Origin of the sequence: Acinetobacter sp. 766875, from assembly GCF_000582055.1 — a bacterium.
GTDB classification, from domain to species: Bacteria; Pseudomonadota; Gammaproteobacteria; order Pseudomonadales; family Moraxellaceae; genus Acinetobacter; species Acinetobacter nosocomialis.
Window position 1 is genome coordinate 39,355 of the sequence record NZ_JEXX01000029.1, and the last position, 11,449, is coordinate 50,803.

Here is an 11,449-nt window from a genome sequence, read left to right on the forward strand (position 1 = left end):
AAGTAATACACCAATAGATCGACATGGTATGCAGGTTTATTATTTTTATCGTCATCAAAGCGACGGCTATGTTTTTTTAAGCCGTGAAAAGCACACTGAACATATTCTGGAGTTTTTCTGGATTGATAGTGTGAGATCGGATGTTGTGAGTCAGAATGAAGAATGGCAACAAAAAATTCAGCAACTTGCAGATGTATCCATTAATGAGTTTCATATGCGAGATATTGCGAATATCGAACATCCTTGTGCATTTGATACGCTTGAAGAATACGACCTGCTTATTTTTAGAAAGCTCGTAACGCCGGATGATGAAATTAAAAATGGCGAATCACATGAGAGTGTATTTGGTTTAGCTACCACACCGATCAGTTTTATTTTTACGCCTAAAGTACTCATTAGCGTACGTGAGCAGGGCAACAAGTCGATTGAAAATTATATTCAGCGCCTTGAAAATATTTTATGTAAAACTCTCGAAGAGCAAAATAAAACCCGTAAGCTGCCTAATTCACCTGTAGATCTATGTTTACGCCTGCTCAATAGTATGGTGGATGGCTATCTTGATATTCGTTCACCTTTGACTAGAAGGGTCGAGCATTGGCAACAACAGCTATTACAAGGGAATCGGCGTTTTAAACAGTGGCATCAACTGTTTCATGAAAATATGGCGTTTCAGCAGGTCGAAAACTTGTGTGAAGAACAAATCGAAACCCTACAAGAGTTTCGTGATGAAATTGTAGAAAACTATCATCATGTTATTGGTGAGAAGACGCATAGTTCTCAAGACCTTTTATTAGTGCGTCTAAATGATTTAATGAGTCATGTTGAACGTATTCAAAAACATACCTTGCGTTTACGTAGTGCGATTCAATCGGCAATAGATTTGCATTTCTCGGCAATTGCTAACCAGACCAATGAGAACATGCGTATTCTTGCCATTATTACTGCTGTGTTTGCGCCGCTTACGCTTTTAACTGGTATTTACGGGATGAACTTTGAGTTTATTCCGGGGCTTAAATCGCCAGTAGGTTTTTGGATTATGCTTGGAGTTATGCTGCTCAGTACCATTTTATTGCTCTATTATTTTTATCGACAGCATTTAGTAGGGCGCGGTGAAAAAAGTGTGATTGATTTACTGGCGCAGCAGCATCGCCAAGATCGTATGAATTTGTTTTGGTTTTTGGAATATGAACCGATTAAGCAGACTTTGAAGGAAGTGGAAAAGATTACTCGGTTAAAGTAATAAAGACTTCCAAAAATGACAAAGTTGTTTGGTTAGCATTGCCTCAACTATAGGGTCTAATTAGATATTTTTTTATATAGGCATTTTTACTTTTGACTGGGCAAAAGTAACAAAACCCCTTTATTGGACTGACGGTACATCCCTGTTACCGCAGTCCAAAAGGCGGCATCCATGCCGCCCATCACGTTAGTTCATACCTACTTTAAAGATTATTTAGAAGAAAAAATCTTAATGGAAATGCTTCAACTGTTTTCTAAGTTGTTGCACTTCATCAATCAAATCTAACATCACCGCAACTGCTGCCAAACTTGCATCAAAGTCACGTTGCAAACGATACGCTTTACGAGCACGAATAACATCTTCACCCAAAAACTGATGTTTTTCAGGTGGAGTATCAATCGCTAAAATATCGTACTCAATGAGCTCTAGAATCCAGTCCGGGCTTTGACCACAGGCTTGAGCAAATTGTTGCAGATCAAATGTACATTGTTCATCAACGACTTCAGCACTAAAGGTGTGGCCGTCACATACAATTTCTCGATAATGGATGGTTGTCATGATCTTGCTCCCTAATGAGATGAACGAGGTTCGAATGAAGCAAAGGCTTCTGCCAATTGCTGATAGGCTTCTTTTTCTTTTTCAGAATGCACAGGTGGGAATACAATATTTAAAATTAAATAAAGATGGCCTGGCGTTTTATTTGGTATCCCTTTGTCTTTTAAACGTAGCTGTTGTCCCTGTTTTGCATTTTTTGGTAAATTGACATGTAAAGGTCCTGCAGGTGTTTTTACTTCAATACCTTGACCTAATGCGGCCTCCCAAGGCGCTACATCTACAGTTAAATATACATCACTGCCTTCCACATGAACACGATCTGTATCTTTATATTGAATCTCGATATAAAGATCGCCGTTGGCACCACCATTGATGCCACTTTGCCCTTGTCCGCTTAGACGAATTTGTTGGCCTTCCTTCATCCCTTTAGGTATTTTCACCTGTAGGGTTTTGCGCTGTACCTCAGGCTCACCATAAACATTCACAGTCGGAATTTGCAAGGTAATCTGTTGTGTTGACCCATGATAGGCAATATCAAGATCGACCTCTATGCTGGCATGTTGATCTTCACCCCGATAACTACGTTGTTGCCTTTGGTATTGTTGCTGTCCACCACCAAAGCCTGCACCAAAACGACCAAATAAGTCTTCAAAGCCGCTAAAGTCAGCTTGTTCACCGCCGCCTGAGAAGCCTTGACGATAAAAGCGTGCACCATCAAATCCCCCTTGAGCTGCACCTTGGCCAAAGCCGTTGAAACCTTGTGGGTGGTCTAACATTTGGTCATATTCAGCCTTTTTTTCGGCATTACTTAAGGTGTCGTAGGCGACGTTAATAGCCTGCATCTTTTCTTCTGCATCTTTTTCTTTGCTGATATCGGGGTGATATTTACGAGCTAATTTGCGATATGCTTTTTTAATTTCATCAGCAGAGGCTTCTCGTTTAACCCCTAATTCTTCATAATAATTTTTGGCCATAATGTTTTATCACGATGGTGTTATTTATTTCATTATGAAACAATTTTTAAGGCTTTCAATGAGCTAGATTGTATAAGAGTTGTTCTCTTACAAAAATGGGAGACTAGGTGGAAGAGACATAAGTCAATTAGGACTATGCCTCTCATTCTTTATATGAAAGTTTGATATAAACCGTATAGGGCAATTAATAAAAGCAATAGGCCGCATAAGCCGAGTATTTTAGGGTATAAGTGGCTGTTAGAAAGGCGACGGAAGAATACATAAACTAAAGATAGGGTTAAAAAATCTAAAACAATCCATGTCAGTGTAAGAAGGGTCAAACTGAAATTTAGGTTAGGTGAAATAGAGACAAATTGAGGAAAGAAAGCTGAAAAGAAAATAATATCTTTAGGGTTTGAAATACCCACTAAAAAGCCTTTTTTAAAACCACCATTTTGGGCAGAAACGGTTTGTATTGCTTCCGGATGAGGGGCTTGGATGACTTCTTTGAGAATATTAAGTCCTAAATAGCCAATATAGAGACAGCCTAAAATACGAATAATATTTAAATAGCTTTCATTAATACCGAGTACTCCTTTAAGTACGAGTACCGAAATAAAAATTAAAACCAGTGAGGCGAGATTTGTACCAAAAATGGTTTCCAGTGCTTTTTTATATCCGCCTTTCAGTCCGGCGCTTGCCACCAAAATCATGACTGGGCCAGGGGTCGCAATCATAATAATGACACTGAAAATAAAGAGAAAATAATCAAAATAATTCATGAAATATAAGCATCTTATTTATTGGGTTATAAAGTAAGCTCATATTAACTGATTTAAAATAACATGCTGAAAATTCTCATCAAAAATTATAGATAAATAAAAAGGCGGTTTGACCGCCTTTTTATAAATTAAGGGATTAACTCAAGTGTTCACCAAATAAACCCAATGCTTCTTCGGCAGTGAATTCATAACGAGTATTACAGAACTGGCAATCCATTTGAATCGGGTTTTGTGCTTCCAATGTTTCATGAACAGCATCAACACCAATTTGAATGAGTGCTTTAGCACAGCGCTCTTTAGAGCAAGTACAGCCAAATTTTAAGTGTTCAACTTCTGGCAAGCGTACTTCTTCTTCATTATAAAGACGATACAAAATTTCATTCGCTGAAAGCTCAGTTAGTTCTTCAGGCTTGAGCGTTTCAGTCAGCATGGTTAAACGTGGCCATAAATCTTCATCAACCAGTTTTTGCTCTTCCTCATCATGACGAGGTAATAACTGAATGAGTAAACCACCAGAGCGTTTAGCTGTACTTGCCAATACAATACGAGTTGGAATTTGAGCAGATAAATCATAATACTGCATCAAACAGCCCGCTAAGTTTGTTTGGTCAAGAGGTACGATCCCTTGATAACGCTCGCCATGCTCAGGTTCGATGTTAATAAATAAAATTGGATTAACTAAAGCGCCAAGGACTGTACTGCTGTCAGTTGCTTCAACAAAACGTGGATCTGTTTCGTAGTCTGCTAAAGCACGAACTTCACCTAAGTGATTACATTCAGCCATGGCCCATTTGAAAGAGCCGCTAGCCTGGATTTGCAAGCTGATACGGCCTTTGATTTTTAAAGTACTTGCAAGTAATGCAGTCGCGCTCAACATCTCGCCTAATAGAATCTTAACCGCATGCATGTAGTCGCGTTGAGCTAAAATAGTTTGTAATGCTTCTTCCAGATGAACTACTTCACCGCGAACAGGAAAGTCCTCTATATAAAAGCGTTGGCGTAAATCAGACATAATATTCTCCAGGGCCCTAAGCAGATTATAACAACTTCGGTTTAATCAAGCTTAGGGAATGCAGCGTGGCTGCAAGCAGGACATCGGCAACTCTTGTACCGATTGTCGCAATCATTTAGGCAATGTGAATAAGTCCTTAATATAGCCATTTTGCGAAATCTCAAGTTATTCTTCGTGATCTCGTGTAATGTCGATACGATTTGGTTGTAAATGACGCTTTAAATTCACGTCATGTCTTGATGTGGCTTGCTGTGCATCGCTTTCAAATAGGTGCTCAAGTTCAGCCAGCGCATTACGATGAGTTTCAAAAACCTTTTGTTCATCGGTATAAATGCTTTGCTGTTGTATGAGTAATTTCTCATCATAATCTCGAAAGATTTCGATATTGTTATAAGCTTGTTCATCGGAAATACCGAGTTCACGTAAAGCGCGATAAGCCATACCTAATGATGATAAATAGGTTTCACGCCAAATATGTTCAACACCTAAATCTCTTAGCAGGTGTACATGATGGCGGTCACGAGCGCGTGCTAGAAGCTTTATGTGTGGATAGTTTAATCTCAGGTGTCGTGCAACATTCATAGAGTCTTCGACATCATCAATTGCCAGAATAAATACTTGGGCTTTTTCAATGCCTGCTGAGCGAAGTAAATCGGGCTGGGTCACATCGCCATAATAGAGTTTGCCGCCGTATCGACGCACAAAGTCCACTTGGTGAAGGTTGTTGTCGATAGCAGTAAAGCCTAAGTGCTGCAAGCGGGCAATACGCGCAATAATTTGTCCAAAGCGTCCAAACCCAGCAATGATAATTGGATTATCTTGCTGAGGAATTTCATCATATTCAGGTGGACGTTCTTTATTAAACAAAGGAATGATTTTAGTTGCCATAATCCAGTAAATCACTGGTGTCAGGACCATCGACAACGTCACAATTAGCGTAACAGGCTCTAATAAAGCATCGGTTAAAATCTTTTCACTTTTCGCAAGACTTAAAATGACAAAAGCAAATTCACCACCTTGAGCCAAGCAAGTTCCAAGCAGCAGGCTATTGTTCCAACTGTATTTTTTATAGCGGGCAATGGCAGTCAACACGAGGGTTTTGATGACGAGTAGGCCAATCGCTCCACCAATAATGAGCCAAGGCATTTCAATCAGTAACGACAGTTGCGTGGTCATACCTACGGTCATAAAGAACAAACCAAGTAATAGTCCTTTAAATGGAGCAATACTTGCTTCAAGTTCATGACGGAATTCTGAGTCGGCCAAAAGTACGCCAGTGAGAAAAGCGCCTAGAGTTGTGCTAATGCCTAAAGTATCCATGAGTAGCACAACAGCAAGAATAATAAATAACCCTACTGCGGTAATCAGTTCAGTTGCACCACTTTTTGCAACGAAACGGAAAAATGGACGCATCACGTAACGACTAAATAGGAACAGACCACTGAATGTCGCGATGATGGCCGCAAAATAAGCAATACCATGATGAGTAGATTCGGTTCCTGCTAACAGTGGAATGACTGCCAATAAAGGAATCGCTGCAATATCTTGGAAAAGCAAAATTGAAAACGATTGCTGACCGTAGGTGGTGTTGAGCTGTTGTTTTTCGGTCAGTAGTTGTAATACAAAGGCTGTAGAAGACAGCGCAAGTGCAAAACCAATGACAAAGCTAGCAGCAAGTTGTTGCTGAAATAGTAGCAATACGGTGAGCATGAGAATTGCGCCCGTAATCACCACTTGTAAACTTCCCATCACGAAAATGGAATCACGCATTTCCCATAACCGTTGTGGACGTAACTCTAGTCCAATTAAGAACATAAGTAAGATTACGCCGAACTCAGCCAGTTCCATAATGGCTTCAGGGTCATGAGCAATATTTAAAACACTCGGGCCAAGAAGGATGCCCGTAAATAAATAACCTAAAACTGTTGCAATCCCTAAGCGTTTACCCAAAGGGACTAAAATCAGAGAAGCTCCAAGAAAAATAGTTGCTTGCAGTAGGAATGACATTCATTACCCCGAATGTATTGATCTTTTTAAGTGTAAAGCCAAAAGGGCTTCTTCACACCATCATATTCAAATCATCTAACTAAATTCTTGTGGGTCAACATCAATAGAGAGTCTGAGTTGATGCTGTCTTGGTGCATGAACCAACTGAGCCCACCATTGTCTTAAGTAAAAATGCAGACGAGCACGGTCGGCAGACAAAATCACCATATGGGCGCGGTAACGTCCCGCTTTACGCTCCATTGGTGCTGGAATCGGCCCCCAGATATCAACAATATCACCTGCAATTTGACGAAGTTGTTCGGCAGCTTCATTTAAAAAATGCAAAGTATAGTCACGATCTTTCGATTCAGCACGAATTAAGACCGCATAACGATAAGGCGGCAGTAATGCAACTTTCCGTTCAGCTAATGTTTGTTTTGCGACTGCCCGATAATCCTTTTCGATGAGTGTGGTAAGTAAAGGATGATCTGGCCTTAAAGTCTGTAAATAAACATGGCCTTTGTGTTCTCCACGACCTGCACGACCAGCGACTTGTACAATCAGCTGCGCCGTACGTTCTGGCGCCCGAATATCGACACTGAGTAAACCCGCATCAATATCTAAAATGGCAACCAAAGTCACATGTGGAAAATGGTGACCCTTTGCCAACATTTGAGTACCGAGCAAAATTGTTGGTTTGTTTTGATGAATACGATCATAGATTTTTTGCCAGCTTCCGACACGACTGGTACTGTCACGATCGACTCGAATCACATCATGATCTGGAAATAGTTCTTGTAAGTGCTCTTCAACCTTAGCGGTTCCTGCACCTAAAGTTTTTAAGCTTTTTTGCTGACATTCAGGGCAATGATCGGGCAAGCGATGAACCGTGCCGCAGTGGTGGCAGTGTAAATAAGAATAAGGCTGAGTGTGCAACGTAAAATGTGCATCACAATGTGGACAATTTGCTTGCCATCCACAGCTTTCACACACCAATACAGGCGCATAGCCACGACGGTTTAAAAAGATTAAAACCTGTTCTTTTCTTGCTAGGGTATTTTTAATCTGCTCGATTAAAGGCTGACTAATACCATGCTGCTTTTTGACAATTTTAAGGTCAATCAAATGCATTTTAGGTAAAAGCGCATGGCCTGCACGTTGGTTAAGTTGCAGTGAAGTTAACTTGCCAGTTTCTACTAAGTAATAACTGTCGATACTTGGAGTCGCCGAACCTAAAATAACAGGGCAGCCTTGTAAGTGGCCCCGATAAAGCGCGACATCACGAGCATGATAACGGAAACCTTCTTGCTGCTTATAAGACAGGTCGTGTTCTTCATCTAAAATGATGAGGCCCAAACGTGGCAGTGGCGTATAAATAGCGGAACGAGTCCCTAAAATAATAGAGGCCTTTCCAGTCTGTGCCTGTTGCCATGCTTGTAAGCGTTTAGAGTCATTTAAGCCTGAATGTAATAAAGCAATGTCGCAGTTAAAACGAGACTTAAAGCGAGAAATAGTTTGAGGGGTTAAACCAATTTCAGGCACTAACACCAGTACTTGCTTACCTTGCTTTAGCACCTCATGCATGATGTGCAAATAAACTTCGGTTTTACCACTTCCAGTTAAGCCATCTAGTAAAAATGCTTGGTATTGATGCTGCACATTAATGACGTGCTGAGTTGCCTTCTTTTGATCATCATTTAACGTAAGTGGCATTTGAGCCAATTGCACAGGTGCTGGACTAAAGTCATGGGGCTCAAGTGTACAGTCTATCAGACCTTTCTTTTGAAGTGCTTTAAGCGTAGCCGTTTCTACACCACTTAAATTAAGAATATTTTCTGTTGTACCTGTAGGGTGCAATTTTAAAATTTGATATGCATCTTGTTGCTTAATGGAACGCTTTAACAAGGCTTCTACATTGTCACAAGGAATGATTTTCCATAGATGAAACAATACATCCATTGGTTTACCCTGACGCAATAACGCGGGTAGGGCCGTTTGCATCACTTCACCAATCGGAAATTGGTAATATTGGGCAGACCATGTCAATAAATTTAAAACTTGTTCATCTAAAATAGGTTCATCATCTAAAAGTTCAGAAATGGCTTTAAGTTGAAAGGTGCCTGTAAATGATTCTTGTGGGTCAACTTTTTCAGTAATGATACCAATCAGGTTCTGCCGTCCAAATGAAATTGCGACGCGGGAACCTACCTGAGCCCGTTCATATTGTGCTTTGGTGAGTGTATAGTCAAAAGTGTCGTACAGATGCACAGGTACGGCAACACGCACACGATAAACAACTGAATCAGGTTTTGGCGTTATGGTCATAGAGGCTCATTTCGTCAATTTTAAAAAACGGCATAGCGTCGTGAAGAGGACTTGGGTATTCTACACAGGCTATAGAATGAATATGAATGATTGCGTAGCATAGATGCAACAGCAGCGACTATTATTTTTGGAAAATTAGAACATTACCATGCCTGCATATCAATTTACTGCTATTGATGCTTCAGGGAAGCAGCAAAAGGGGGTGCTTGAGGGAGACTCAGCACGTCAGATTCGCCAACAATTACGCGATAAAGCATGGACTCCGATTAGCGTTGACCCTGTTGAACAAAAAGACAAGCATCAAAGCCACGGGTTATTCCAGAAAAAGTTTAGTGCTTATGATTTGGCACTGATGACCAGACAACTTTCAGTTTTGGTTGCTGCTGCAATTCCTCTAGAAGAAGCTTTACGCGCCGTGAGCAGACAAAGTGAAAAAGCCCATGTGCAAAACCTTTTACTCTCGGTTCGTTCAAGAGTCTTAGAAGGGCATTCACTTGCGCAAGGCATGCAACAGTCAGGTCGTTTTCCTGACCTTTATATTGCAACGGTTGCCGCAGGTGAACGTTCAGGTCATTTAGATCTGATTTTAGATCAGTTGTCCGACTACACCGAGAACCGTTTTGCCATGCAAAAGAAAGTTCAAGGTGCCATGATTTACCCCATCATTTTAATGCTGATGTCATTTGGTATTGTGATGGGATTAATGACCTATGTCGTCCCAGAGATTGTAAAAACCTTCGATCAAAGCAAAGATGCCTTACCATGGATTACAGTCGCTTTAATGAAAGCGAGTGATTTTATTCGCCATGCGTGGGTCTTTATTATCCTTTTTGCAGTTGTGGGTGTAGTTGCCTTTGTACGGTTTTTAAAAACAACGGCTGGTCATTATGCTTTTGATCGCTTAACACTCAAATTGCCATTATTCGGTAAACTGTCCCGTGGTATTAATGCTGCACGCTTTGCCAGTACCTTATCTATTTTGACTCGTTCGGGTGTGCCGTTGGTGGACGCTCTAAAAATTGGTGCTGCTGTGACCAATAACTGGGTGATCCGTGACTCAATTGCTCATGCTGCTGAACGGGTCACAGAAGGTGGTAACTTGGGTACGCAATTGGAGCGCAGTGGTTATTTCCCACCAATGATGGTACAAATGATCCGAAGTGGTGAGGCATCAGGTGAGCTTGACCGTATGCTAGAACGTGCGTCGACTATGCAAGACCGTGAGGTGACGACATTTATTTCAACCTTATTGGCATTACTTGAACCACTTATGCTGGTTCTAATGGCAAGCATTGTGCTGGTTATTGTAATCGCGGTTATGCTGCCAATCGTAAATATGAACAATATGATTTAATAACTTTGATATTAGAGATAATGATGAAAGTAAAAAATATTCAAAGCGAAACAGTGATGAAGCAACATAGTGAATCTGTGGTTTCAAATCAGCTTGAGCCAACGAGCCATTCCGAGCATAGCTCTGTATCAGATGTTTATTCCTCAAGCGTTTTCGGACTTGCGGCACGTTCGAATGGTGCTCGAATGAAACGTGTCTCAGGCTTTACCCTTATTGAAGTTATGGTTGTGATTGTGATTTTAGGGGTATTGGCTGCTTTAATCGTACCGAACGTCATGGGCCGTAGTGAAAAAGCTAAAATCGATACGACTCAAATTACCTTGAAGGGTGTAGCGGGTGCTTTAGATCAGTACAAGCTTGATAACGGGCATTTCCCAACCATGCAAGAAGGTGGTTTAGATGCCCTCATTAACCAGCCTGCTACCGCAAAAAACTGGATGCCAGGTGGTTATGTGAAAGGTGGTTACCCTAAAGACAGTTGGAAAAATGATATTCAATATGTCATTCCTGGAAAAGATGGCCATCCTTTTGACTTATATTCATTTGGTGCAGACGGTAAAGAAGGTGGTGAAGGTAACGATGCCGATATTTATTACCAGCCTTAATTAAAATGTAAGAGAGATTATCGATTTGTTTAAAAAGATAAAACGATAATGCGAATTGATAATCTTTCTTAATCACGAAAATATAATAACTGTTTGAAAATAAAATAATAAAGTTAATAGTTAGATTTGAGATTTAAAATAAGAATTATTCCCATATTTAATAGTTACAAGAAAGTTAAAATATAAGAGAAAATAAGCTATATATTAGACCTCTTGCGAAAGTAAAAACCACCTCAATCTAAATTTCATGAGATATCAGAAATTAAATCGTTTTTCAGATTCTGAATTCCAGCGCTTGGTTGGTGTACCTCGACCAGTTTTTAGTGAAATGATCGAAGTTTTAAAAGAAGTAGAATCACTTAAAAAGAAATCTGGGCGTCCTCATACTTTAGCTATAGAGGATCAATTATTATTAACACTCAATTACTTACGGAATTACAGCACTCAATTGGAGTTGGCTGCAAATTACCATATCGCTGAAAGTAATGTGAATCGAACCATTAAAAAGGTTGAAGATGCATTGATGAAATCAAGACGGTTTACTCTGCCAAAACGAAGCATTACCACAGCAGACGAACAGTTTAACTGGGTCATTATTGATGCGACAGAATGTTCAATAGAACGTCCGAAAAAAAAA

At 40.2% G+C, this 11,449-nt stretch carries 9 protein-coding genes and 1 pseudogene; 4 read left to right on the forward strand and 6 right to left on the reverse strand.

All coding sequences use genetic code 11. The features are described 5' to 3' along the window. The first annotated feature begins 28 nt into the window (after positions 1 to 28). Positions 29 to 1,240: a magnesium transporter CorA family protein gene (locus J576_RS17695; RefSeq protein WP_001198553.1), complete on the forward strand. Its 1,212-nt coding sequence runs from the start codon at positions 29 to 31 to the stop codon at positions 1,238 to 1,240. A 228-nt stretch (positions 1,241 to 1,468) separates the two neighbouring features. Here J576_RS17695 and J576_RS17700 read toward each other — a convergent pair whose 3' ends face one another. From J576_RS17700 to J576_RS17725, 6 genes are all read right to left on the reverse strand, one after another. Further along, complete coding sequence (locus J576_RS17700) at positions 1,469 to 1,798, reverse strand: chaperone modulator CbpM (protein ID WP_002157040.1); 330 nt, start codon at positions 1,796 to 1,798, stop codon at positions 1,469 to 1,471. An 11-nt stretch (positions 1,799 to 1,809) separates the two neighbouring features. Next, positions 1,810 to 2,769, reverse strand: coding sequence for a DnaJ C-terminal domain-containing protein (locus tag J576_RS17705; RefSeq protein ID WP_002156996.1), 960 nt, complete (start codon positions 2,767 to 2,769; stop codon positions 1,810 to 1,812). 149 nt (positions 2,770 to 2,918) lie between these two features. After that, positions 2,919 to 3,530 carry a LysE family translocator gene (locus tag J576_RS17710; RefSeq protein WP_002157001.1) on the reverse strand — a complete coding sequence of 204 codons (612 nt, stop codon included), beginning with the start codon at positions 3,528 to 3,530 and terminating at the stop codon, positions 2,919 to 2,921. Positions 3,531 to 3,666: 136 nt separating this feature from the next. Next, a complete protein-coding gene (gene hslO, locus J576_RS17715) occupies positions 3,667 to 4,542 on the reverse strand; it encodes an Hsp33 family molecular chaperone HslO (protein WP_002157035.1) in 876 nt (291 codons plus the stop codon). Positions 4,543 to 4,707: 165 nt separating this feature from the next. After that, on the reverse strand, positions 4,708 to 6,549 hold the full coding sequence (locus tag J576_RS17720; protein ID WP_002156997.1) for a monovalent cation:proton antiporter-2 (CPA2) family protein: 1,842 nt from the start codon (positions 6,547 to 6,549) through the stop codon (positions 4,708 to 4,710). A 75-nt stretch (positions 6,550 to 6,624) separates the two neighbouring features. Beyond that, positions 6,625 to 8,853: a primosomal protein N' gene (locus J576_RS17725; protein ID WP_002156988.1), complete on the reverse strand. Its 2,229-nt coding sequence runs from the start codon at positions 8,851 to 8,853 to the stop codon at positions 6,625 to 6,627. A 148-nt stretch (positions 8,854 to 9,001) separates the two neighbouring features. On the opposite strand from J576_RS17725, the gene gspF reads away from it, so the two are divergent. The 3 genes and pseudogenes from gspF to J576_RS17740 all read left to right on the forward strand — a co-directional run. Then, on the forward strand, positions 9,002 to 10,207 hold the full coding sequence (gene gspF, locus J576_RS17730; RefSeq protein WP_002157042.1) for a type II secretion system inner membrane protein GspF: 1,206 nt from the start codon (positions 9,002 to 9,004) through the stop codon (positions 10,205 to 10,207). Between the two features lie 23 nt (positions 10,208 to 10,230). Next, positions 10,231 to 10,812: a type II secretion system major pseudopilin GspG gene (gene gspG, locus J576_RS17735; RefSeq protein WP_002157033.1), complete on the forward strand. Its 582-nt coding sequence runs from the start codon at positions 10,231 to 10,233 to the stop codon at positions 10,810 to 10,812. Between the two features lie 247 nt (positions 10,813 to 11,059). Further along, positions 11,060 to 11,449, forward strand: a pseudogene (locus tag J576_RS17740) (IS5-like element ISAba27 family transposase); the annotation flags it as partial.